General features: G+C 71.8%; 23 protein-coding genes and 1 pseudogene. 17 read left to right on the top strand and 7 right to left on the bottom strand.

Annotated elements, in window-relative coordinates; genetic code table 11:
* Positions 1-7: 7 nt before the first annotated feature.
* From AB0O15_RS10945 to AB0O15_RS10915, 7 genes are all read left to right on the top strand, one after another.
* On the top strand, positions 8-1,027 hold the full coding sequence (locus AB0O15_RS10945) for a LacI family DNA-binding transcriptional regulator (RefSeq protein ID WP_364317213.1): 1,020 nt from the start codon (positions 8-10) through the stop codon (positions 1,025-1,027).
* Positions 1,028-1,165: 138 nt separating this feature from the next.
* Positions 1,166-3,190 carry a bifunctional aldolase/short-chain dehydrogenase gene (locus AB0O15_RS10940; RefSeq protein ID WP_364317211.1) on the top strand — a complete coding sequence of 675 codons (2,025 nt, stop codon included), beginning with the start codon at positions 1,166-1,168 and terminating at the stop codon, positions 3,188-3,190.
* Positions 3,187-4,569: a rhamnulokinase family protein gene (locus AB0O15_RS10935; RefSeq protein WP_364317210.1), complete on the top strand. Its 1,383-nt coding sequence runs from the start codon at positions 3,187-3,189 to the stop codon at positions 4,567-4,569. The genes AB0O15_RS10940 and AB0O15_RS10935 overlap by 4 nt, the downstream gene beginning before the upstream one ends.
* 7 nt (positions 4,570-4,576) lie before the next feature.
* Positions 4,577-5,305 carry a (Fe-S)-binding protein gene (locus AB0O15_RS10930; protein ID WP_364317209.1) on the top strand — a complete coding sequence of 243 codons (729 nt, stop codon included), beginning with the start codon at positions 4,577-4,579 and terminating at the stop codon, positions 5,303-5,305.
* Positions 5,302-6,720, top strand: a complete 1,419-nt coding sequence (locus AB0O15_RS10925; RefSeq protein ID WP_364317207.1) for a LutB/LldF family L-lactate oxidation iron-sulfur protein — start codon at positions 5,302-5,304, stop codon at positions 6,718-6,720. The genes AB0O15_RS10930 and AB0O15_RS10925 overlap by 4 nt, the downstream gene beginning before the upstream one ends.
* On the top strand, positions 6,713-7,306 hold the full coding sequence (locus tag AB0O15_RS10920) for an LUD domain-containing protein (protein WP_364317206.1): 594 nt from the start codon (positions 6,713-6,715) through the stop codon (positions 7,304-7,306). Before AB0O15_RS10925 ends, AB0O15_RS10920 begins: the two co-directional genes overlap by 8 nt.
* The gene (locus AB0O15_RS10915) at positions 7,306-8,721 is read left to right on the top strand and encodes an L-fucose/L-arabinose isomerase family protein (RefSeq protein ID WP_364317204.1); all 1,416 of its coding nucleotides are present in this window, start codon (positions 7,306-7,308) and stop codon (positions 8,719-8,721) included. The genes AB0O15_RS10920 and AB0O15_RS10915 overlap by 1 nt, the downstream gene beginning before the upstream one ends.
* Positions 8,722-8,896: 175 nt before the next feature.
* On the opposite strand, the gene AB0O15_RS10910 is transcribed toward AB0O15_RS10915, so the two are convergent.
* The 3 genes from AB0O15_RS10910 to AB0O15_RS10900 are packed head-to-tail and all read right to left on the bottom strand — an operon-like array spanning position 8,897 to position 10,394.
* Positions 8,897-9,040 carry a hypothetical protein gene (locus AB0O15_RS10910; RefSeq protein ID WP_364317202.1) on the bottom strand — a complete coding sequence of 48 codons (144 nt, stop codon included), beginning with the start codon at positions 9,038-9,040 and terminating at the stop codon, positions 8,897-8,899.
* Between the two features lie 3 nt (positions 9,041-9,043).
* On the bottom strand, positions 9,044-9,640 hold the full coding sequence (locus AB0O15_RS10905; protein WP_364317200.1) for a hypothetical protein: 597 nt from the start codon (positions 9,638-9,640) through the stop codon (positions 9,044-9,046).
* Between the two features lie 31 nt (positions 9,641-9,671).
* Positions 9,672-10,394, bottom strand: a complete 723-nt coding sequence (locus tag AB0O15_RS10900; protein ID WP_364317198.1) for a class I SAM-dependent methyltransferase — start codon at positions 10,392-10,394, stop codon at positions 9,672-9,674.
* A 117-nt stretch (positions 10,395-10,511) separates the two neighbouring features.
* Here AB0O15_RS10900 and AB0O15_RS10895 point away from each other — a divergent pair, with 117 nt between their 5' ends.
* Positions 10,512-10,703 carry a CsbD family protein gene (locus AB0O15_RS10895; protein ID WP_364317196.1) on the top strand — a complete coding sequence of 64 codons (192 nt, stop codon included), beginning with the start codon at positions 10,512-10,514 and terminating at the stop codon, positions 10,701-10,703.
* Positions 10,704-10,806: 103 nt separating this feature from the next.
* Here the strand turns inward: AB0O15_RS10895 and AB0O15_RS10890 are convergent, their stop codons facing one another.
* Positions 10,807-12,147 carry a lysine 2,3-aminomutase gene (locus AB0O15_RS10890; protein WP_364317195.1) on the bottom strand — a complete coding sequence of 447 codons (1,341 nt, stop codon included), beginning with the start codon at positions 12,145-12,147 and terminating at the stop codon, positions 10,807-10,809.
* Between the two features lie 130 nt (positions 12,148-12,277).
* On the opposite strand from AB0O15_RS10890, the gene AB0O15_RS10885 reads away from it, so the two are divergent.
* From AB0O15_RS10885 to AB0O15_RS10845, 9 genes are all read left to right on the top strand, one after another.
* Positions 12,278-13,303, top strand: a complete 1,026-nt coding sequence (locus tag AB0O15_RS10885) for an L-erythro-3,5-diaminohexanoate dehydrogenase (protein WP_364318110.1) — start codon at positions 12,278-12,280, stop codon at positions 13,301-13,303.
* A gap of 5 nt (positions 13,304-13,308) precedes the next feature.
* Complete coding sequence (locus tag AB0O15_RS10880; RefSeq protein WP_364317194.1) at positions 13,309-14,808, top strand: amidohydrolase family protein; 1,500 nt, start codon at positions 13,309-13,311, stop codon at positions 14,806-14,808.
* A 6-nt stretch (positions 14,809-14,814) separates the two neighbouring features.
* A complete protein-coding gene (locus tag AB0O15_RS10875; protein WP_364317192.1) occupies positions 14,815-16,359 on the top strand; it encodes a lysine 5,6-aminomutase subunit alpha in 1,545 nt (514 codons plus the stop codon).
* The gene (locus tag AB0O15_RS10870) at positions 16,356-17,090 is read left to right on the top strand and encodes an OAM dimerization domain-containing protein (protein ID WP_364317190.1); all 735 of its coding nucleotides are present in this window, start codon (positions 16,356-16,358) and stop codon (positions 17,088-17,090) included. The genes AB0O15_RS10875 and AB0O15_RS10870 overlap by 4 nt, the downstream gene beginning before the upstream one ends.
* Positions 17,087-17,452: a hotdog domain-containing protein gene (locus AB0O15_RS10865; RefSeq protein ID WP_364317188.1), complete on the top strand. Its 366-nt coding sequence runs from the start codon at positions 17,087-17,089 to the stop codon at positions 17,450-17,452. The genes AB0O15_RS10870 and AB0O15_RS10865 overlap by 4 nt, the downstream gene beginning before the upstream one ends.
* Positions 17,449-18,654: a glutamate mutase L gene (locus AB0O15_RS10860; RefSeq protein ID WP_364317186.1), complete on the top strand. Its 1,206-nt coding sequence runs from the start codon at positions 17,449-17,451 to the stop codon at positions 18,652-18,654. Before AB0O15_RS10865 ends, AB0O15_RS10860 begins: the two co-directional genes overlap by 4 nt.
* A gap of 468 nt (positions 18,655-19,122) precedes the next feature.
* Positions 19,123-20,715: an apolipoprotein N-acyltransferase gene (gene lnt / locus AB0O15_RS10855; RefSeq protein ID WP_364318108.1), complete on the top strand. Its 1,593-nt coding sequence runs from the start codon at positions 19,123-19,125 to the stop codon at positions 20,713-20,715.
* On the top strand, positions 20,712-21,500 hold the full coding sequence (locus tag AB0O15_RS10850) for a polyprenol monophosphomannose synthase (protein ID WP_364317185.1): 789 nt from the start codon (positions 20,712-20,714) through the stop codon (positions 21,498-21,500). Before lnt ends, AB0O15_RS10850 begins: the two co-directional genes overlap by 4 nt.
* Before the next feature lie 28 nt (positions 21,501-21,528).
* Complete coding sequence (locus AB0O15_RS10845) at positions 21,529-22,032, top strand: FxsA family protein (RefSeq protein ID WP_364317183.1); 504 nt, start codon at positions 21,529-21,531, stop codon at positions 22,030-22,032.
* A gap of 102 nt (positions 22,033-22,134) precedes the next feature.
* Here the strand turns inward: AB0O15_RS10845 and AB0O15_RS10840 are convergent, their stop codons facing one another.
* The 3 genes and pseudogenes from AB0O15_RS10840 to AB0O15_RS10830 all read right to left on the bottom strand — a co-directional run.
* The gene (locus AB0O15_RS10840; protein WP_364317181.1) at positions 22,135-22,473 is read right to left on the bottom strand and encodes an RNA polymerase-binding protein RbpA; all 339 of its coding nucleotides are present in this window, start codon (positions 22,471-22,473) and stop codon (positions 22,135-22,137) included.
* Positions 22,474-22,838: 365 nt separating this feature from the next.
* A complete protein-coding gene (locus tag AB0O15_RS10835; RefSeq protein ID WP_364317179.1) occupies positions 22,839-23,117 on the bottom strand; it encodes a hypothetical protein in 279 nt (92 codons plus the stop codon).
* A gap of 10 nt (positions 23,118-23,127) precedes the next feature.
* Positions 23,128-23,554 (bottom strand): annotated as a pseudogene (locus AB0O15_RS10830) (serine/threonine protein kinase); the annotation flags it as partial.

Below are 23,554 nucleotides of genomic sequence, written 5' to 3'. Positions count from 1 at the left end.
GCAACTGGTGGTCGTAGGCAAGGCACCGTCGGTGAAGGACGTGGCGGCCGCCGCGGGCGTCTCGCTGGGCACGGTGTCCAACGTGATGAACCGGCCCGAGATGGTGGCCACGGCGACCCGTGAGCGGGTCGAGCGGGCGATGGCCGACCTGGGCTTCGTGCGCAACGAGTCGGCCCGTCAGCTGCGCGCGGGAACCAGCCGGACCCTGGCCTACGTGATGCTGGACGGCAGCAATCCGTTCTTCCACGACGTGGCGCAGGGCATCGAGCTGGCCGCCGAGGACGCCGACCTGTCGCTGTTCATCTGCAACAGCAACGGCCGCGCGGCCCGCGAGGAGGTGCACCTCGACCGGCTGGTCCAGCAGCGCGTGCAGGGCATCCTGATCACCCCGGTCGACCCCGACTCGGCCTTCCTGGGCGAGGTCAGCCGGCGCGGCATCCCGGTGGTCGTGGTCGACCGGGTACGCGACAGCAACTTCTGTTCGGTGGCGGTCGACGACGTGTACGGCGGCCGGATCGCGGTGGAGCACCTGATCGAGAATGGTCACACCCGGGTCGCCTTCGCCGGTGGCCCCGAGGCGCTGGGCCAGGTGCGGGAGCGTCTGCAGGGCGCCCGTGAGGTCTGGGCCGACAACGGCCTGCCGCCGGAAGATCTGGTCTTCCTGCCGACCGACGCGCTGACCGTGGCCGACGGCCGTGAGGCGGGGGAGCGGCTGGCCGGCCTGCCCGTCCGCCGCCGCCCGACCGCCGCGTTCTGCGCCAACGACCTGGTCGCGCTCGGGCTGCTCCAGCAGGCGATCGGCTCCGGCCGGCGGGTGCCGGAAGACCTGGCCATCGTCGGTTTCGACGACATCGAGTTCGCGGCCGCGGCCGCGGTGCCGCTGACCTCGGTCCGGCAGCCGCGGCAGGAGCTGGGCCGGGCCGCCGCGCAGCTCGTCCTGGACGAGGCGACCAACCCGGCGCACGTCCACGAGCAGGCCATCTTCACGCCCGAGTTGATAGCGCGAGCCTCGACCGCCGTTCACTAGAGGCCAGTGGTAGGCCAGAGCGGCATCCGTGGTCCGGATACCGCTCCGGCCTACCACTGGGTTCGGGCCTTGACCTCTCGTCGGCGCGGGACGTAACGTGGGCGCAACATCATGAAACGTTTCACGGATGGGGCATCGATGACGGTCGTCGACGACTTGCTCGCGCGCAGCAACCGCCTGGGCGCCGACCCGAGGACCACGAACTACGCCGGCGGCAACACGTCGGCCAAGGGCAGCGAGACCGACCCGGTCACCGGCGGCCCGGTCGAGCTGCTCTGGGTCAAGGGCTCCGGCGGCGACCTGGGCACGCTGACCGCGAAGGGCCTGGCCGCGCTCCGCCTCGACCGCCTGCGCGCGCTGCCCGGGGTCTACCCGGGGGTCGACCGCGAGGACGAGATGGTCGCCGCCTTCGACTACTGCCTGCACGGCCGGGGCGGCGCGGCCCCGTCGATCGACACCGCCATGCACGGCCTGGTCGACGCCCCGCACGTGGACCACCTGCATCCGGACGCCGGCATCGCCCTGGCCACCGCAGCCGACGGCCCGCCGCTCACCAAGGAGATCTTCGGCGACAAGGTGCTGTGGGTGCCGTGGCGCCGGCCCGGCTTCCAGCTCGGCCTCGACATCGCCGCCGTGCACCGCGCCAACCCGCAGGCCATCGGCGTTGTCCTCGGCGGCCACGGCGTCACCGCCTGGGGCGCCACCAGCGACGAGTGCGAGGCCAACTCCCGCTTCATCATCGACACCGCCGCCGCCTGGATCGCCGCCAACGGCCGGCCCGATCCCTTCGGGGCGCTGCTGCACCCGCCGCTGCCCGCCGACACACGACGGGAGCGGGCCGCCGCCCTCTTCCCGCTGATCCGCGGCCTCGCCTCCACCGACCGCCCGCAGCTCGGCCACTACACCGACACCGACGTCGTCCTCGACTTCGTCGGCCGCGAGGAGATGTCCACGCTCGCGGCAAAGGGCACCTCGTGCCCCGACCACTTCCTGCGTACCAAGGTGAAGCCCTTGGTCCTGGACACCGCGCCGGACGCGCCGCTGGAGCAGGTGGAGGCCCGGCTGCGCGAGCTGCACGCCGCCTACCGCGAGGACTACCAGGCCTACTACAACCGGTACGCGACCCCGGACAGCCCCGCCATCCGCGGCGCCGACCCGGCCATCGTGCTGGTCCCCGGCGTCGGCATGTTCTCGTTCGGCGCCAACAAGCAGACCGCCCGGGTGGCCGGCGAGTTCTACGTCAACGCGATCAACGTGATGGCCGGCGCCTCGGCCGTCTCGACGTACGCCCCGATCGACGAGTCGGAGAAGTTCCGCATCGAGTACTGGGCCCTCGAGGAGGCCAAGCTCCGGCGGATGCCGAAGCCGGCCCCGCTGGCCACCCGGATCGCGTTCGTCACCGGCGGCGGCTCCGGCATCGGCCGGGCCATCGCGCTGCGGCTGGCCGCCGAGGGCGCCTGCGTGGTCGTCGCCGACCGGGACGCCGAGACGGCCGCCGCGGTGGCCGAGGAGATCGGCGGCCCGGACAAGGCGGTCGCGGTGACCGCCGACGTCACCTCGGGCGAGGCGGTCGCGGCGGCGGTGCGCGAGGCGGTGCTCGCCTTCGGCGGCGTCGACCTGGTCGTCAACAACGCCGGGCTGTCCATCTCCAAGCCGCTGCTGGAGACCACCGAGGCCGACTGGGACCTGCAGCACGACGTGATGGCCAAGGGCTCGTTCCTGGTCTCCCGGGAGACCGCCCGGGTGCTCGTCGCCCAGGGCCTGGGCGGCGACATCGTCTACATCTCCAGCAAGAACTCGTTGTTCGCCGGGCCCAACAACGTCGCCTACGGCGCCACCAAGGCCGACCAGGCCCACCAGGTCCGGCTGCTCGCGGCCGAACTGGGCGGCCACGGCATCCGGGTGAACGGCATCAACCCCGACGGCGTGGTCCGCGGCTCCGGCATCTTCGCCGGCGGCTGGGGCGCCAAGCGGGCGGCGGTCTACGGCGTGCCCGAGGAGGAGCTGGGCGCCTACTACGCGCAGCGCACCCTGCTCAAACGCGAGGTGCTGCCGGAGCACGTGGCCAACGCGGTCTTCGTGCTGACCGCCGGCGAGCTGTCGCACACCACCGGCCTGCACGTCCCGGTCGACGCCGGCGTCGCGGCAGCGTTCCTCCGGTGAAACGGTTCGCCGCGGTCGACCTGGGCGCGTCCTCCGGGCGGGTGATGGTCGGCGCCATCGGAGGGGACGGGCGCCTCGACCTGACCGAGGTGCACCGCTTCCCCAACGAGCCCGTCCGGGTACGCGACACGCTGCACTGGGACGTGCTCGCGCTCTACCGCGGCGTCCTGGAGGGCCTGCGCGCCGCCGGCCCGGTCGACGGCATCGGCATCGACAGCTGGGCCGTCGACTACGGCCTGATCGACGCGGACGGGCGGCTGCTCGGCAACCCGGTGCACTACCGTGACTCGCGCACCGACGGCGTCTTCGAACCGACCTTGCGAAAGCTCGGGGAGGACAAGCTCTACGCGCTGACCGGCCTCCAGAAGCTGCCGTTCAACACGATCTACCAGCTGCTGGCCGAGCCGCTGGCGCCGCTCGCCCACCGGATGCTGCTCATTCCCGACCTGATCGCGTACTGGCTGACCGGTGAGGTCGGCGCCGAACTCACCAACGCCTCCACCACCCAGCTCCTGGACGTGCGGACGGGCAGGTGGGCCGCCGGCCTGATCGACCAGGCGGGGATCCCCGGCCGGCTGCTCCCGCCACTGCGGGCGCCCGGCTCGGTGATCGGCTCGTACCAGGGCACGCCGGTGTTCGCGGTCGGTTCACACGACACCGCATCGGCCGTGGTCGGAGTGCCCGCCGCCGATGCGAACTTCGCCTACATCTCCTGCGGGACGTGGTCGCTGGTCGGCGTCGAGCTGGACGAGCCGGTGCTCAGCGATGAGAGCCGGACGGCCAACTTCACCAACGAGGGCGGCGTCGACGGCACGATCCGCTACCTGCGCAACGTGATGGGGCTCTGGCTGCTCCAGGAGTGTCAGCGCGAATGGAACGTGCCGGATGTGCGCGAGCTGCTCGACGCCGCCGAGGCCGAGCCGTTCGCCGGGGTGATCGACGTCGACCAGCCGGTTTTCCTGCCGCCCGGCGACATGCCCGGCCGGATCGCCGACGCCTTGCCGACGAAGAGATCGGGGCGCGGCGCGATCGTGCGCTGCATCCTGGACAGCCTCGCGCTCGCGCACCGGCGAGCGATCCGGCAGGCGTCGGAACTCTCCGGCAAGAACGTCGACGTGGTTCACATCGTCGGCGGCGGCGCCCGCAACGAACTGCTGTGCCAGCTCACCGCCGACGCGTGCGGCAAGCCGGTGCTGGCCGGGCCGGTCGAGGCCACCGCGCTGGGCAACGTCCTGGTGCAGGCCCGCGCCGCGGGGGTGCTGGACGGCGGCCTACCGGCGTTGCGGTCGGTGTTGCGGGAGACTCAGCAGATCCGGCGGTACGAGCCCCGCGGCGATCCGGACCGCTGGCAGGCGCTGGAGGACCGGTTGTGGGGGTGAGGCAGAGGTGCGCATCGCGCTCTTCGTGACCTGCCTGGCGGACACCATGTTTCCGCAGGCGGCGAAGGCCACCGTCCAGTTGCTCGAGCGGCTCGGGCACGAGGTGGTGTTCCCGCCCGGCCAGACCTGCTGCGGCCAGATGCACATCAACACCGGCTACCAGAAGGACGCGCTGCCCCTGGTGAAAAGGCACGTCAAGACCTTTCTGCCGTACGACGTGGTGGTCGCGCCGTCCGGATCGTGTGTCGGGTCGGTCCGGCACCAGCACGCCATGGTGGCCTCGGCGGCCGGCGACGAGCGGCTCGCGTCCCGGGCCGCGGCGGTGGCGGAGCGTACGTACGAATTGTCGGAGCTCTTGATCGATGTTCTGAAGGTCGAGGACGTGGGGGCGTACTTCCCGCACCGGGTGACCTACCACCCGACCTGCCACTCGCTGCGGGTGCTGCGGGTCGGCGACAAGCCGATGCGGCTGCTGCGCAACGTGCGGGGCATCGACCTGGTCGAGCTGCCGGCGGCCGAGCAGTGCTGCGGGTTCGGGGGCACGTTCGCGCTGAAGAACGCCGACACCTCGGCCGCGATGCTCGCCGACAAGATGGGCCACGTCCTCGACACCGGCGCGTCGGTCTGCACGGCCGGTGACTCGTCCTGCCTCATGCACATCGGCGGCGGGCTGTCCCGGTTGAAGTCCGGGGTACGCACGCTGCACCTGGCCGAGATCCTGGCGGCGACCCCATGACCACCTTCCTGGGCATGCCCGCCCCGCGCGGGGTCGGCCACCTCCGTGGCGACGAATCGTTCCCCCGGGCCGCGCACAAGGCGCTGGCCAACGACCAGCTCCGGCGCAACCTGCGGCACGCCACGACCACGATCCGGGAGAAGTCCGGCCGGGTGATCGCCGAGCTGCCCGACTGGGAGGAGCTGCGCGTGGCCGGGTCGGCGATCAAGGCCGACACCATGGCCCGCCTGCCTGAACTTCTCGAACAGCTGGAAGAACGGGTCACCGCGGCCGGCGGGGTCGTGCACTGGGCGGCGGACGCCAACGAGGCCAACACGATCGTCACCGACCTGGTGCGGGCGACCGGCTCGGAACGCGTCATCAAGATCAAGTCGATGGCCACCCAGGAGATCGGGCTCAACGAGGCCCTCGAGGCGGCCGGGATCCAGCCGGTCGAGACCGACCTGGCCGAGCTGATCGTGCAGCTCGGCCATGATCAGCCCAGCCACATCCTGGTACCGGCGATCCACCGCAACCGCACCGAGATCCGGGACATCTTCCTGCGCGAGATGCCCGGCGTGGACCCCGCGCTGACCGACGACCCGCCGGTGCTGGCCGCGGCGGCCCGGCGCTACCTGAGGGAGACGTTCCTCAGCACCAAGGTGGCCGTGTCCGGGGCCAACTTCGGCATCGCCGAGACCGGCACGCTGTCGGTCGTCGAGTCGGAGGGCAACGGCCGGATGTGCCTGACCCTGCCCGACACGCTGATCACCGTGATGGGCATCGAGAAGGTGCTGCCGACCTGGCAGGACCTGGAGGTGTTCCTGCAGCTGCTGCCGCGGGCGTCGACCGGCGAGCGGATGAACCCGTACACGTCGATGTGGACCGGGGTCACGCCCGGCGACGGCCCCCAGGACTTCCATCTCGTGCTGCTCGACAACGGGCGCACGGCGGTGCTGGCCGACGAGGTGGGCCGGCAGGCGCTGCACTGCATCCGGTGCTCGGCCTGCCTCAACGTCTGCCCGGTGTACGAACGGACGGGCGGGCACGCGTACGGCTCGGTGTATCCGGGGCCGATCGGGGCGGTGCTGTCGCCGCAGCTGACCGGGGTCGAGGACAACGCGTCGCTGCCGTACGCGTCGTCGCTGTGCGGGGCGTGCTTCGACGCCTGCCCGGTGCGGATCGACATCCCGGAGATCCTGGTCCACCTGCGGAACCAGGCGCCACATCCGCGGACCGAGCGCGCGGCGATGGCGGCCGCGGCGTACACCATGGACCACCCCGCCCTGTACGAAGCCGCGCAGCACGCCGCCAAGCTGTCCAAGTACGCGGGCAAGCGCCTGCCACCGCCGCTCTCCGGCTGGACCGCCTCGCGCGACCTGCCCGCCCCGCCGTCCGAGACCTTCCGCGATTGGTGGGAGAGCCGCGATGAGTAGCCGTGACGTCGTCCTCGGCCGGATCCGCGCCTCCCTCGCGGGCTCCGCCCCGGCGGTTGATGTGCCGCGCGACTACCGGCCCGCGCTGGGTGCGGCCGCGTCGCTGGACCTGCTGGTGGAGCGGCTCGCCGACTACAAGGCGGTCGTGCATCGGGCCGCCGCGGTCGCGCCGGTCGTCGCCGAGATCGTCAGCGGCGCTCTGGTCGTACCCCCCGGACTTGATCTTTCTTGGGTCCCCTCCTCGGTGTCGGCCTTGGTCGACGACGGGCTGCCGGCCTCGGCCATCGCCGCCGCGGACGGCGTGCTCACGGCCGCGGCCATCGCCATCGCCGAGACCGGGACCATCGTGCTGGACGCCTCGCCCGACCAGGGCCGCCGCATCATCTCGCTGCTGCCCGACCTGCACATCTGCGTGCTGCGGCCGGCCCAGGTGGTGGCCGGGGTGCCGGACGCCGTCGCGCGGCTGACGCCCGGACGCCCGCTCACCTGGATCAGCGGCCCGTCGGCGACCAGCGACATCGAACTGAACCGCGTCGAAGGGGTGCACGGTCCCCGGAACCTGCACGTGATCCTCCTGGAGGAGTAATGCTCTTAGAACCCAAAACCCGCCGTAAGACCCGGATCGGCCTCGTCGCCGGCGGGCTCGGCACCTACTGGCCGCAGTTCCCCGCGCTGCTGCCGCAACTCCAGGAGTCCGCGCGCTACGTCTCGGCGCGCTTCCAGGAGATGGACGCCGAGGTGACCGACGCCGGGTTCGTCTCCGACGCCCAGGAAGGCGCGATCGCCGCCGAGAAGCTCCGGCAGGCCGACTGCGACCTGATCGTCATGTTCCTGGCCACCTACCTGACCGCCTCGATGGTCCTGCCGATCGCCCAGCGGTCCAACACGCCGATCCTGGTCATCGACCTGCAACCGACCGAGAAGATGGACCACGCGTCCTTCGACACCGGGGCCTGGCTGGCCTACTGCGGCCAGTGCCCGGTGCCCGAGGTCGGCAACACGTTCCGCCGCGCCGGCATCCCGTTCCGGTCGGTGTCCGGCTGGCTGCGCCAGGAGTCGGCGTGGGAGCGCATCGGCACCTGGATCCGCGCGGCGCACGTGCGGGCGGCCCTGCGCCACGCCCGGCACGGGCTGATGGGCCACGTCTACCCGGGCATGCTGGACGTCTCGACCGACCTGACCCTGCTGCCGGTGACGTTCGGCTCGCACGTCGAGGTCCTCGAGTTCGACGACCTGCGCGAGCGGGTGCTCGCGGTCTCCCCGTCCCAGGTCACCGAGCGGATGGAACTCGCGCGCAAGATCTTCACCCTGGACGACACCGTGCAGCAGGACGACTTCGCGTGGGGCGCCCAGGTGTCGGTCGGCCTCGACCAGCTCGTCGAGGACTTCGCGCTCGACTCGATCGCCTACTACCACCGGGGCCTGGCCGGTGAGCAGCACGAACGCCTCGGCGCCGGCATGATCCTCGGTGCGTCGCTGCTGACCGCCCGGGGCATTCCGACGACCGGCGAGTACGAGCTCCGCACCACCGTGGCCCAGCTGGCCACCCAGGTCGTCGGCGCGGGCGGGTCGTTCTGCGAGATCCAGGCGCTCAACTTCGAGGACCAGGTGGTCGAGATGGGCCACGACGGTCCCGCCCACCTGGCGGTCAGCGCACGGGACCCACTGCTGCGCGGGCTCGGCGTCTACCACGGCAAGCGCGGGTGGGGCGTCAGCGTCGAGTTCGACGTACGGGAGGGTCCGGTCACCCTGCTCGGCCTGGGTCAGGACCGGGACGGGAGCCTGATGTTCGTCGCCTCCGAGGGGACGGTCGTGCCCGGACCCCTGCTGGCCATCGGCAACACCACCAGCCGGGTGTCCTTCGGCCGTGACCCGGGCGAGTGGGTGGACGAGTGGAGCGCCAGCGGCGTCGGCCACCACTGGTCCCTCTCCCTCGGCCACCGCGCCGCCGACTACCGGGCCGCGGCCAGCCTCCTCGGCATCGGCTTCATCAGCGTCTGACCGCCTCTGCGCCCTGCGGCGGTGACGTGCTGAGCCAGGTCGGGAGCAAATGGTCCGGCCTGGTCCTGGCGGCGCTCGGCGTCACGGTGACGTCGAGGTCGTCGTTGCGGCCCGGGATCACCACGGCGGCGGCCATGATTGCGGCCCGTCTGGCACGAATGAGGCGGCGGGGTGTTCAGGCGCCGCGGTGGGAGACGCGGGCCCAGATCAGCAGGGCGATCCCGGTCAGGGCGCAGGTCGCCTTGTGCAGCGCCATCAGCACCATGCTGGGGAACTCCCACAGGATGAACGCGAAGACGGGGAAGAGCAGCGGGCCCACGGCTCAGCCCGCGGTGAGTTGCAGGGCGTGGGCGGGTGGCTGGAAGCCGGGCGGCCAGGGGGCGTCGAACAGGGTCTTGCAGATCGTGACGGTGGCCCACGGGACCCAGGGGCCGCGGAGCCTGATCGGGTACGCGCCCTCGAAGTGCAGTTCCACCGAGTAGTCGAGCGGGTTCGGCTGGATCAGGAGCAGGGCGTTGTAGTGGTACGACGTCCACTGGTCGGTCATCAGCAGCAACCGCTGGTTGGTGACGATGGCATGGAACCGTCCGCCGTGGCGCCACCGCGGGGCGGCGGCCGCCTCGGCCCGGCGCCGGTTGCTGGAGTTGATCGCGGCCGAGGCGGCCAGTGACGCGGCGGTGAAGAGCAGGCCGCCGCTGGCGTACATGCTGCTGGAGTATTCGACGTCGGCGCCGCAGTAGATCTGGGTGTCGACGGGGAGCGCGCCGTACTGTTCCTCGCCGGCCCGGCACATGATCGTCGGGGTGACGGGGGTGAGGCGCCGGCCGGCGCGGAGGTGCTCGAGGAGCAGGGTCATCGACTGCCAGCCGGCGACGGCCTGCTCGGCCTCGTGCTGCTGGATCTGCTTCCGGGTGGGCATGTCCCTTTCTGACGGACAGGTCGCGACGAGGTCAGGGGAGCTGGGCGCGGGCGCACTCGGTGACGTACGGCAGGTCGAAGCCGGTGCGCCCGACCAGCGCGGGATGGGTCGCCGCGAGCTGGCGCACCTGGGCCAGCACGGCGGCCCGCACGTCGGCCGGCAGCAGGATCACCCGGCTGCGGGAGGCGACCAGGTCGAGCAGCGCCTCGGGGGTGACGCGGTCGGTCCAGCGGAACTCGGCCGTCTCGACCGGGCCGAAGGGCGGCCCGACGGCGGGTTCGCGGCCCTCTTCGCCGCCGATGATGGTGCCGAGGCGGTCCACCCATTCGGCGGCGGCGGTGTCGCGGACGTTCCACAGGATGCCGAGGCGCCCGCCGGGGGCGAGCACTCGGGCGATCTCGGGCACGGCCCGTTCGCGGTCGACCCAGTGCCAGGCCTGGGCGATGAGCACGACGTCGACCGCGTTGTCGGGGAGGGGGATGTGCTCGGCCGATCCCTGGTGGGTGTCCACGGCCGGCAGGACGCGGCGCAGCTCGGCGAGCATGCCCTCGGAGGGGTCGACGGCGGTCACCGGGAGCCCGCGCTCGGTCAGGCCGCGGGTGAGTTTGCCGGTGCCGGCGCCCAGGTCGAGGACCCGGGGCCGCCCGCCGGGCAGGAGCCAGTCGAGGGCTTCGGTGGGGTAGCCGGGCCGGCCCCGCTCGTAGGTGCGAGCGACGGGGCCGAACGAGTGCGCCTGAACGGAGCGATCATCCACGAGGCGATCATATATACCAGTATCCTAGGATGCTCTACACGATGTGAGTGGGGTTGCTTGCGTTTGAGCAATCACCGGACCGGGAACCTCCTTGAACGAGCCAAGGAGGTCTTACAGATGAGCTTCACCGACAAGATCAAGAACAAGGCCGAGGAACTGACCGGCAAGGGCAAGGAAGAGGCCGGCGACGCGACCGACAACCCGCGTCTCGAGGCCGAGGGCCAGGCCGACCAGACCGACGCGCACGCCAAGCAGGCCGGTGAGCACGTCAAGGACGCCGCGACCGACGTGAAGCGCGCGCTCAGCTAGGACATGTCTCAAATTCGCATCCGGGGCGAAACGACTGGGGCTGAATTTGAGACATGTCCTAGACGACGCAGCACTGAAAAGGGGGCCCGAGGGGCCCCCTTTTCTATTCGGCGATCTGCTTGCGCCACCACTTCTGCCCGGACTCGGGCAGGGTGTCGATCGGGTCGTAGTACGCGTAGAGCTTGCCGGCGACATCCTCGGCCGAGCCCTCCTCGATGGACGTGCGGTAATTCTTCGTCCAGTACGAGATGCCGTGTTCACGGTCGTAGTCGGCGATCATGTGGACCCAGCGCTTGCCGACGAACGGCACGTCGCAGACGATCCGCGGGGTCGCGTACCCGGGCAGGTAGCCCATCATGTCGTGCTGGAGCTGCTGGGCGTGCCAGACCGGGACCCGCCAGTGCTCGGCGTTGGGGATCATGTCGCACATGTAGAAGTAGTACGGCAGGATGCCGGCCTCGCCCTGCATGGCGAAACACAGGTCGAGCAGGTCGGGCGTGGTGGCGTTGACGCCGCGCATGAGCACGCCCTGGTTGCGCACGTCGCGGACGCCGACCTCGAGCAGCATCCGGGCCGCCCGCGCGACCAGCGGGGTCAGCGAGTTCACGTGGTTGATGTGGGTGTGCACGGCCAGGTTGACGCCGCGGCGCTCGGCGGTGATGGCGACCCGGTTCAGGCCTTCGACGACGTCGCCCTGGAGCCAGTGCTGGGGCAGGCCCATCAGGGCCTTGGTGGCGAGGCGGATGTCGCGCACGGTCGGCACCGAGAGCAGGCCCATGAGGTACGCCTCGAGCTGTTTCCAGGGGACGTTGGCCACGTCGCCGCCGCTGACCACGACGTCTCGTACGCCCGGGTGGGACCGGAGGTAGGCCAGGTGTGCCTCGTACCGGTCGACCGGCTTGAGGGACAGCTTGAGCTTGTCGACGGTGGGGGTGCTGTTGCCGACCAGGTCCATGCGGGTGCAGTGGCCGCAGTACTGGGGGCAGGTGGACAGCAGCTCGGCGAGCACCTTGGTGGGGTAGCGGTGGGTGAGGCCCTCGGCGACCCACATGTCGTGTTCGTGCAGGGAGTCGCGGGTGGCGTGCGGGTGTGACGGCCAGTCGAGGTGGCGGTCGGTGGCCACCGGGATCATGTAGCGCCGGACCGGGTCCTCGTAGAACGAGGCGGTGTCGGGCACCCGGCCGGGCACCATGGTGTTGATCATCTGGGGTGGGATGAGCATCGACATGGTGGCCAGGCGCTGCTGGTCGGTCTCGAGGTCGGCGTAGAAGCTCTCGTCGACCAGGTCGCCGAGGACGGCGCGGAGCTGCTTGACGTTCTTGACGCAGTGGACGCGTTGCCACTGCGCGGACTCCCACTGGGCTCTGGTGACGTCGCGCCAGCCGGGGAAGCGGGTCCAGTCGGGCTCGACGAGCTCGTGGCGCCGGTACTCGTACGGCTGCACTGCATTGCCTCCCCGGGCGACGAAGAAAGATCGTCCTCCGACCGTACTGGAGAATCTGCGGTCTAGAAACTGGCCGGGCGAAGGATTTACGGTATGGAAGCTTGAACACAACATGTTTCACAGGAGGCGCGTGGTGAAGGTGGGTCTGAATCGGGTGCTCGAGCCGGCCGGTGTGCTGCCGCAGGCGGCCTGGCGGCTCGACGCGCGCGCGGAGATCGCCGCCGATGAGGTGCGGATCGGGCTGCAGCGGCTCAATCTGGACGCGGCCAGCTTCCGGCAGTTGTCGGTCAAGCACGGCGGTGACGGTGCGGCGGTGCGGGCCGAGGTGCTCGACATCATCGGTACGCGCGGGAAGATGCAGAACCCGGTGACCGGTTCGGGCGGCATGCTGATCGGCGTGGTCGAGCAGGTCGGCCCGGATTCGCCGCTGCCGGTGAAGCCGGGGGACCGGGTGGCGACCCTGGTGTCGTTGACCCTCACGCCGCTGGCCGTGACGGATTCGCTGGAAGGCTGGGACGGGCTGAGCGAGCAGGTGCCGGCGCGCGGGCATGCCATCCTGTTCGGCCGTTCGGTGGTCGCGGTGCTGCCCGACGATCTGCCGGCCGAGCTGGCGCTGGCGGTGTTCGACGTGTGCGGCGCCCCGGCGCTGACCGATCGTGTGGTGCGCGGCTACGACCGGCCGACCGTGGCGGTGCTGGGCGGCGCCGGGAAGTCCGGTTCGCTGGCGCTGGCCGCGGCGAGGCGTGCTGGTGCGCGTACGGCCGGAATCGTGGTCTCGGCGACCGAGCGTGACGCGCTGACCGAGGCCGGCCTGGCCGACGTGGTCGCGGTCGCCGACGCCCGCGATCCGGTGGCCGTCTCCGGCGCGGTGGCCGAGGCGCTCGGTGGGCCGGCGACGGTGACCGTGGTGTGCGTGGACGTGCCGGGCTGTGAGCACGGGGCGATCCTGGCGACGGCCGAGCGCGGCACGGTGATCTTCTTCTCGATGGCGACGAGTTTCCCGGCCGCCGCGCTGGGTGCGGAGGGGCTGGCGGCGGATGTGACGATGCTGATCGGCAACGGGTACGTGCCGGGGCACGCGGCGTTCGCGATCGATCTGGTGAGGAGCGTCCCAGCGGTGCGCGGGTTGTTCGAAAGCCGGATCGCGGGACACTGACCGGCATGACTGCGCTCTACACCAACGGCCGTTTCTACTCCGCCGCCGACCCTCGGGCGACCGCGATGCTGGTCGATGACTCCCGGATCACGTGGCTCGGCACCTCGGCCGACGCGCCCGCCGCGGATCGGGTGACAGATCTGGCCGGCGCGTTGGTGACACCCGCGTTCGTGGACGCCCATGTGCACGCCACGGACACCGGGCTGGCGCTGGACGGGCTCGACCTGTCGGGCACCCGGTCGGCGGCGGAGGTGCTGGACGCGGTGGCGGCGTTCGCGGCGGCTAAGCCGTCGGACGCGGTGGTGCACGGGCACGGCTGGGACGAGTCGATGTGGGCCTCGCAGGTCCCGCCGTCGGCTGGCGAGCTCGACCGCGCCGCGGGTGGCCGCCGGGTCTATCTGTCGCAGGCTTCGGTGCACTCGGCGCTGGTGTCGACGTCGCTGCTGGGTGCGGCGGAGGGCGTTGACGGGTACGACGTTTCGGGCTGGGTGCGGGAGCACGCGCACCATGCGGTGCGGGCGGTGGCGCTGGGCGCGCTGACGCCGGAGCAGCGGACGGCGGCTCAGCGGAGCGCGCTGTCGCGGGCGGCGTCGCTGGGGATCGCGGCGGTGCACGAGTGCGGTGGCCCGGGCACGTCCAGCGAGGCGGATTTCCTTTCGGTGCTCGCGCTGTCCGGGCAGGGGCTGCCGCGGGTGTTCGGCTATTGGGGCGAGCTGGGCGGCGCGGCGAAGGCTCGGGAGCTGGGCGCGGTGGGTGCCGGGGGCGATCTGTACGCGGACGGGGCGCTCGGGTCGCGTACGGCCGCGGTCCGGGATCCGTACGCCGACGGTGACGGCTGCGGCCTCGGGTTCCTGACCGCCGAGCAGGCCGGCGAGCACCTGATCGACTGCGTGAACGAGGGGATGCAGGGCGGTTTCCACGCGATCGGGGACGCGGCGATCGCCACGGTGCTGGACGGGTTCGCGATCGCGGCCAAGGCGCTCGGGGTGGATCGGCTGCGGGCGGGCCGGCACCGGATCGAGCATGTCGAGCTGGCCGACAAGGCGATGATCGCCCGGATGGTGGAGTTCGGGGTGGTCGCCAGCGTGCAGCCGGTGTTCGACGCACTCTGGGGTGGTCCGGAGCGGATGTACGCGCAGCGGCTGGGTGTGGCCCGGGCGATGGCGACGAACCCGATCGGGCAGATGCACGCGACCGGGGTGGCGCTGGCGTTCGGGTCGGACTCGCCGGTGACGGCGCTGGACCCGTGGGCGGTGGTGGCGGCCGCGGCGGCGCCCCGCAACCCGGTGTACCGGATGAGTGTGCGGGCGGCGTTCGCGGCGTCGAGCCGGGGCGGGTGGCGGGCGGCCGGGCAGGACGGTGTGGGGGTGCTGGCGCCGGGGCAGTCGGCGACGTTCGCGGTGTGGGAGACGCCGGGCGGGGTGCGGGACGGGTTGCCTTCGCTGGACGCCTCTCCGGTCTGCCTTCGTACGGTGCTGGACGGTTCGACGATCTTCGAGAGGTAGGGGTACGTGACGGGGAAGCTGGATCTGGATCCGCGGGTGGTGCGGAAGGCGCGACGCCTGGCCGCCCGCGCCGGTCAGCCGGTCGTCGACCTGGCGCGGTCGCACACCACGGTGTCGGTGGAGCGGGCGGTGTTGCGGCTGGCCGGGGTGCGTGGCGCCGACCCGGACGGCATCCCCTGGGTGAACCGGCTGGTCGACGCGGTGATCGCCGACGTCGGCCTTTCGCACGGCGTGTCCCTGCCGGTCTTCCACGCGCTCAAGGACTTCGACGACATCACGGTGCTGGCGCAGAAGGCGGCCGCCGGCGCCGTGCGATTCTCCCTTCCCGACAAGTCGGGCGTGGCTCGACGGTCGGCGTTGAAGGCCGCGCGGGCCGGGCTCGCGCGGGTCGACCGGCGCCGCGCCGAGCGGGAGCGGATGGTGAAGCGGCTGGGCGACCCCGAGCAGCGGCCGTGGATCTATCTGATCGTGGCGACCGGGGACATCCACGAGGACATCCCGCAGGCGCAGGCGGCGGCGCGGGCCGGGGCGGACGTGATCGCGGTGATCCGGTCGACCGGGCAGTCGCTGCTCGACTACGTGCCCGAGGGCGCGACCCGGGAGGGCTTCGCCGGCACGTACGCCACGCAGGAGAACTTCCGGCTGATGCGGGCGGCGCTGGACGACGTGAGCCGGGAACTGGGCCGTTATGTCCGGCTGACCAACTATGCGAGCGGGCTGTGCATGCCGGAGATGGCGGTGATGGCCGGCCTGGAGCGCCTCGACATGATGCTCAACGACTCGATGTACGGCATCCTGTTCCGCGACATCAACCCGATCCGCACCTTCGTCGACCAGCGGTTCTCCCGGCAGGTGCACGCCCGGGCCGGGATCATCATCAACACCGGCGAGGACAACTACCTGACCACGGCCGACGCGGTCGACGCCGCCCACACGGTGACCGTGTCTCAGCTGCTGAACGAGTTCTTCGCGCACGAGGCGGGCCTGGCCGACTGGCAGCTCGGCATCGGGCACGCCTTCGAGATCAACCCCGACGTGCCCGAGTCGTTCCGGCTCGAACTGGCGCACGCCCTGCTGGCGCGGGAGCTGTTCCCCGACGCGCCGCTGAAGTGGATGCCGCCGACCAAGCACATGACCGGCGACGTGTTCCGCGGCAACCTGCTCGACGGCTTCTTCAACCTGGCCGGCGCGATGACCGGCCAGGGCATCCTGCTGGTCGGCATGATGACCGAGGCGGTGGTCACGCCGTGGCTGTCCGACCGGGACATCGCGTTGCAGAACGTCCGCTACGTGCTGGGCGCGGCCGGCGGCCTGCACGAAGACTTCGTCCCGGCGCAAAACGGCTTCATCCAGCAGCGCGCCCACCGGGTCCTCGACGAGGCCATCGACCTGCTGTCCCGCATCGCCGACGACACCCTGCTCAACGCGATCGCCGACGGAACGTTCGGGATCATGCGCCGCCCCGCCGACCGAGGCAAGGGCCTGTCCGGCGTGGCCGCCCACGCCGCTGATTACTTCAACCCGGTCACCGAGCTCCTGGAAGCGTCATGACGATCGTCCGACCGTACGGGGACACCACCGGGGACGGGATGGTGCAGTTGTCGTTCACGCTGCCGGTCCCGCATGACAAGCGGGCCGAGGGGGCCGCGCTCCAGCTCGCCGGGAAGATGGGGATGGAGCCGGCGATGCTGGTGCACAGCCGGCAGATGGGGGACGGTTTCACGTTCTTCGTCGTGTACGGGCGGGTGCGGCACCTCGTGGACACCGAGCAGGTGCAGGTGGTCGAGCGGGACTTCCCGCTGCTGTCGGCCAAGGAGGTGAACGCGGCGATCAAGCGGGGCCTGCGGCGGCGGCTGTCGGTGGTGGGTGCGTGCATCGGGACCGACGCGCACACCGTGGGCATCGACGCCATTCTCAACCTCAAGGGGATCGCGGGGGAGAAGGGGCTGGAGTCGTACCGGGAGATGGCGGTGCTGAACATGGGCGCGCAGGTGTCGGTGCCCGAGCTGGTGGAGACGGCCCGGGCGGCCAAGGCGGACGCGGTGCTGGTGTCGCAGGTGGTCACCCAGCGCGACGCGCACCTGCAGAACACCCGGGCGTTGTCGGCGGCGTTCCGGGAGGCGCTGCCGGCCGGGCGGCGGCCGCTGCTGATCGCCGGCGGGCCGCGGTTCGACGAGATGATGGCGGGCGAGCTGGGTGTCGACCGGATCTTCGGCCGGGGGACCACGCCGCGGGAAGTGGCGTCCTATCTGGTGCACGCCGTCGTGGAGGGTGCTCGATGATCACTGTGACCCATCGCCGGTATGTGCCGTACGCGCACGCGCACTACGCCGGGAACCTGGTCGACGGGGCGTACTCGCTCGGTCTGTTCGGTGATGTGGCGACCGAGGTGTGCATCCGGCTGGACGGCGACGAGGGGCTGTTCGCCTCCTATGCCGACGTGCAGTTCCGGGCGCCGGTGCAGGCCGGCGACGTCCTGGAGGTCACCGCGACGGTCATCAGGATGGGTACGCGGTCGCGCACGATCGACTTCGTCGCGGCCGTGGTGTGCCGTGGCACCGGCGGTTCGGCGGCGGCGGTCCTGCCTGAGCCCATCGTCGCCGTGACCGCCACGGGCACCGTGGTCGTGCCGCCGAAACCGTGACCGCGGCCGTCTGCGTGGATGTCGGCTCGACGTACACGAAGGCCTGTCTGGTCGATCTGGCCGGCGGCGGGCTGATCGCGCGGGCGGAGGTGCCGACCACCGCGTCGACCGATGTGCTGTCCGGGCTCGATGCCGCCGTCGCGCAGTTGCCCGGCCCGGGCGAGCTCTACGTGTGCTCCTCCGCCGGTGGGGGGCTGAGGCTGGCCGTCGTCGGGTACGAGCACCTGGTCACCGCCTCGGCCGGCCATCGTGCCGGGCTGTCCGCGGGCGCCCAGGTGGTGCACGTGGCGGCGGGGCGGCTCGACGGCGCCGCCGTGGCCGCGCTGAGGAAGTCCCGTCCGGATGTGATCCTGCTCGTCGGCGGCACCGACGGCGGCGACGGCGAGGTGCTGCTCCACAACGCCGGCCGGCTGGCCACCGCGCGTCTGCGCCGCCCGGTCGTGGTGGCCGGCAACGCCGAGGTGAGCCCGGCCGCCGCCGCCCGGCTGACCGGACGCGGGATCCCGGTGACCGTCACCGGCAACGTCCTGCCCCGCATCGGCGTCCTGGAGCCGGGCCCGGCCCGGGCGGCGATCCGCGAGGTCTTCCTGCGCCACGTGATCGGCGGCAAGCGGCTGTCCCGCGGCCCGCGGTTCGCGTCGCTGGTCCGCGCGGCGACCCCGGACGCGGTCCTGGCCGGCGTGGAGGTGCTCGCCGACATGACCGCCGGGGGTGTGCTGGTGGTGGACGTGGGCGGGGCGACCACCGACGTCTACTCGGCGCTGGTGCCGGACGCCGAGGAGGAGACCGGGCCGCGCCGGGACGTGGCCGGCACGATGTGGCGGCTGCGGACCGTCGAGGGCGACCTCGGGGTGGCCGTGTCGGCCCCGGGCACGGTCGCCGCGGCCGAGGCGGAAAGACTCGATCCGGTCGATCCCGGCGATCCGGTCGCGCTGGCGTCGGCGGCGGCCACGGTCGCGGTACGCCGGCACGCCCGCGGGCGGGCGCTGCGTGACGTCCGTCTCGTCATCGGATCGGGTGGGGTCCTGCGACACGGTGGAGGTCAACGGGTCCTGGCCGCCGTCCTCGGTGATCTGGCCGGGGGCTGGGCCCCGCCGGACCGGGCCCGTCGGATGATCGACAGTGCCTATGTGCTGGCCGCGGCGGGCCTGCTGGCGGCCGATCATCCGCAGGCGGCCGCCGGTCTGCTGAACCCGTGGTGAACCATTCGGGTACCGGGGGATGACACGCCGACGAACGCGACACGCCCAGGCGCGGGACACGGTGTTGACAGGCGGGCGGGGGTCGGACGTACCGTCGTCAGGTCCCAACGCGGGAAGCGGTTGTTGTTCGCTCCGTTCCTTCGCCCACTGGCCGCGCCCAGGGCCCTCCTCCAGGGGTCAGGCGCACGCCAGGTCCAGGGGGTGGGGGTCGGCGGGGCGGCGCGGACAAGCCGTTGTTCCGGCGTGGGCCAGGGGGTGGAACGGGGGACCAGTAGACAACGGCGCGGCGCGGGCAGCCAGCTCGGCGGCACGTCGGTCCGAAGGTTCCCGCGACACCTTCCTGCCACGTCGTCCGCGGCGAGGACCAAGGGATCCATTGGGGCGTGGTCGTGGCGGCCACGCCCCGATTCCTGCATGTAGCCTTCCGGCGTGGAGTTGACGCTGCAACCACCTGTTCCCCGGGCGCCCGTGCCACCGGTGGCCGACCCGGCCGCGGGACCCCTGCGGCTGTGGGTGTCGGTGGTGCTCGCGGTGCTGGCCGGGGCCTCGATCCTGCTGGCCCTGCCCCCGTACGACCTGTGGCCGCTCGCGCCCGTCGGTGTCGCCCTGCTCGCGGCGGCCACCCACCGCCGCCGGTTGCGCGGCGGTTTCGGCGTCGGCCTGCTCGCCGGCGCGGTGCTGTTCCTCCCGCTGCTGTGGTGGACCACCTTCGCCGGCGGCTGGCTGCCCTGGGTGATCCTGTCCACCTCGCAGGCGGGCTTCGTCGGCCTGCTGGGCCTGGCGTCGGCCTGGACCAGCCCCCTCGTGGACCGGTGGCGTGGGCTGTGGCCGGTGCTGACCGCGGTGCTGTGGACGGCCATGGAGGCGTTCCGCGACCGGGCGCCGTTCGGCGGGTTCCCGTGGGGCCGGCTCGCGTTCAGCCAGGGCGACGCCCCCGCGCTGCGCCTGGCCGCCTGGGGTGGCGCCCCGCTGGTCACCTTCGCCGTGGCCGCCGCCGGTGGCGTGCTGGTGGCCCTGCTGTGGCGCCGCAAGGTGACCGTGGCGCCCGTCGTCGCGTACCTCATCGCCGGGGGTCTGATCGTCGGCGGTCCGGCCCTGGCGCCGGTGGCCGAGGCCGACGGCCCGGCCAAGCTGGTGGCCGTCGTGCAGGGCAACGTGCCCCGTCTCGGCCTCGACTTCAACGCCCAGCGCCGCGCCGTGCTCGACAATCACGTGCGCGCCACCATCGAGCTGGCCAACCAGGTGGCCGAGGGCCGGCAGCGCCGCCCCGAGCTGGTGGTGTGGCCCGAGAACTCCAGCGACATCGACCCGCTGCGCAACCAGGACGCCGCCCAGCAGATCGCGAGCGCGGCCGCCGCCATCGGCGTGCCCATCCTGGTCGGGGCGGTGCTGCGCGGCGACAAGCCCAACGAGGTCAAGAACGCCGGCATCCTGTGGCAGCCGGTCACCGGGCCCGACCAGGCCCAGACCTACATCAAACGGCACCCGGTGCCGTTCGCCGAGTACATGCCGCTGCGCCCGATCGCCCGGTTCGTCGCCGGCGAGAAGGTCGACCTGGTCCGCGACATGGTCGCCGGCGACCACGCCGGGGTCATCGACACCGGTTCGGTCACGGTCGGCGACGTGATCTGCTTCGAGGTCGCGTACGACAGCGTGGTGCGTGACGTGGTCACCGGCGGCGGGCAGATCCTCGCCGTGCAGACCAACAACGCCACCTTCAACGAGGCCGAGGCCCGCCAGCAGCTGGCCATGGTGCAGCTGCGGGCGGTCGAGCACGGCCGGCCCGCCCTGATGGTGTCCACCGTCGGGGTCTCCGCCTTCGTCGACACCGCCGGGCACGTGCAGGCCGACACCGGTTTCAACGTGCCCGCAGTGGTGCTGCGTGACATGCGCCTGAGCGATACGACTACGCTAGCCACGCGCTCGGGCCACTGGCCCGAGATGGCGGTCTGTGTGCTGGCCGTCATTGCCCTGGCCGGGGCGCTGCCGTTGCGCCGACGTCGGCGGGTGGTGGTCGCCTCGGCGACCAGCCCGGAGTCGACGAACGCGGAGGAACGGTGACCGAGGCCGAAGGATATCCGGGGATCGGAAGGGTCCTCGTGATCATCCCGACCTACAACGAGGCGGAGAACATCCGGTTGATCGCCGACCGGGTGCGCAAGGCGGTCCCCTCGGTCGACATTCTGGTCGCCGACGACAACTCCCCGGACGGCACCGGCGCCATCGCCGACGAGCTGGCCGCCGCCGACGACCACGTGTTCGTGCTCCACCGGGCCGGCAAGGAAGGGCTCGGCGCGGCGTACGTCGCCGGCTTCGCCTGGGCCAAGAACAAAGGGTACGACGTCGTCGTCGAGATGGACGCGGACGGCTCGCACGCCCCCGAGGAGCTGCACAAGCTGCTCGACCGGCTGCGCGAGAACGACGCGGTGCTCGGCACCCGCTACATCCCCGGCGGCTCGGTGCACAACTGGCCGATGCACCGGCTGCTGCTGTCGCGCTGCGGCAACATCTACATCCGGATGGCGCTGGGCATGCCGTTCCGGGACGCGACCGGCGGCTACCGGGCGTACAAGATGGAGGTTCTCGACGCCATCGACGTGCCGTCCGTCGCCTCGCAGGGCTACTCGTTCCAGGTCGAGCTGGCCTGGCGGGCGTACCGCAAGGGCTTCAAGCTGGTCGAGGTGCCGATCACGTTCACCGAGCGCGAACGCGGCGACAGCAAGATGAGCTCCAACGTTTTCCGGGAACAGCTGCTCAGGGTCACCACATGGGGCCTGCAGTCGCGCAAGGAGGGGCTGATGAACCGGCTCGGCCGGCGCCCCAAGCAGGGTGCGAGCTGGCCGTGACCGCACGAGGGCGTGTCATGCTGGAGGTATGAGACGCCCGGTGCTCGCCTTTCTCCCCCTCGGTCTGTTCCTGCTCGCGATCGCCGAGATCGCGGCGTTCGTCGGCATGGTCCACTGGGTCGGCGCGTTCTGGGCGATGGTCGTGCTCGCCGCCGCCACCATCACCGGCCTGACGCTGCTGCGCCGCGAGGGAATCCGCGGGTGGCGTGCGTTCCGGGCGGCCGCCGAGGCCGGCCGCCCGCCCGGCGAACAGGTCACCAACTCGCTGGTCGGGCTGCTCGGGGCGCTGCTGCTGGCGGTGCCCGGGTTCATCAGCTCGGTGGCCGGGCTGCTGCTGGTGCTGCCGCCGTTCCGGGCGCTGGCCCGCCACGGGGTGCGGCGCATCGCCGAGCGTCAGGTCTCGTCCGCGGTCGCCGGCGACTTCTTCGGCCCCCGCCACGTGCGTGTCCAGCAGGGCGACCCGGTCTCGTCCCCGCCCAGCCCGCCGCCCGCGTCCCCGACCGGCGTTATCGAGGGCGAGGTCATCCGCTAGGCCGCGCCTCGCACTCGGCCGGGTCATGAAACACGGCCCGCCCCGGACAGCGAAAACGCCCCCTGCTTCGTCGCAGGGGGCGTTTTCCGTGTTGGTGCTTCGCTACCGGCCGCGCCGGGTGCGTACCTCTTCGAGCCGCTCGTTGAGGATGTCCTCGAGCTCGGAGATGGACCGCCGCTCCAGCAGCATGTCCCAGTGGGTGCGCGGCGGTTTCGCCTTCTTCTGCTCCGGCTCGTTGCCGTCCACCAGCCGGGCGATGCTCCCGTCGAACTTGCACTCCCAGGTCATCGGGACCTCGGCGTCGACGGCGAACGGCACCTCGAACTGGTGGCCCTTCACGCACAGGTACTCGCGGGTCTGCCGGGGAGCCAGCTCGGTGTTACGGTCGGACTCGTAGCTGACTGCGCCAAGACGGCTGCCGCGCAGCATGCGTTCGCCCATGATCGGCATTCCCCTCGCTCGTGGTGCTGCTTCCGTTGGTGTAACGAAAGGGACGGTCGCGCGATTCCGCCCGACGCGCCCGTCCAGAAGTCGTCGTGTGTCGGAGGTGTTAACGCTACGAGCGTAGCGGCCCGCACCCCTTACCTGTCACTCAGCGACGCCCCGGAAGTGGACCTTGGTCCACTTTACGCCACTATGAGCACTCTCCACATCCTGCGATATTGCTCACTCGGCGTCCGGTGATCCGATCGGCATCACTCTCGCGGTGACTTCATCTGCCTCGACTTTCCCGTTGTCCCGGCCGCTCACACCCGACGGCCTTTCCGGGGCGGCCGGTCGGCCGGGTTGCGATCTGGACACGGCGATCAATCGTCGTCGATCTCCGGCCTTCCGATCGAGCCCAGGCTGTCGAGCAGACGCTCCCGGGCGGCGGCGAGCCGCTGGGTGTAGTCGGGCATGAAGATCTCGGTCAGCTCGTGCTCCAGGGCGCCCTTGATCGCGTAGATCGGCGACCAGGCGGCCCGATCGGTGCGGTCGACCAGGCCGTCGAACTCGGTCGTGCCCAGCCGGTCGTGGAGCCAGTCGGACATCACCAGGGCCTGGTCGCGACTGAAGGTGATCGTGATGTCCCGGTCCAGATCCACGCGGCTCAGGTCAGGCGTTGGCGGCGGCCCGTGGGGGCGGGGCGGAGCGGGGCCGGCCGCCCAGCGCGGCGAGCGCCGAGGCCAGGTCGCTGATCTGGGCCGAGAGCTGTGCGGCTCGTTCGCCGGCGGCGTCGGCCTCGGCCCGGGAGGCGGCCAGCCGGCGTTCCAGGTCGGCCAGGTCCTGGGCGGCGGTGCGGCGGTCGCGGTCGGCCGAGGCGGTCACGTCGGCCAGAGCACGCTTCGCGTCGTCCCGCTCGGCGGTGGCGGCGGTCAGGGCGGCGCGGGTGTCGGCCAGGCCGGCCTGGGCGATCTCGGCGGTGCCGCGGACCTTGGCCAGCTCGGCTTCGGCGGCGCGGCCGGCCTCGGCCAGCGAGGAGGCCGCGGCCTGACGGGCTTCGGCGAGCGCGGCGGCGGCAGCCTGGCGGGCCTCGGCGAGC

It is taken from the genome of Actinoplanes sp. NPDC089786, from assembly GCF_040684855.1.
Classification (GTDB): Bacteria; Actinomycetota; Actinomycetes; order Mycobacteriales; family Micromonosporaceae; genus Actinoplanes.
This window is presented reverse-complemented; position numbering and strand designations above follow the sequence as displayed.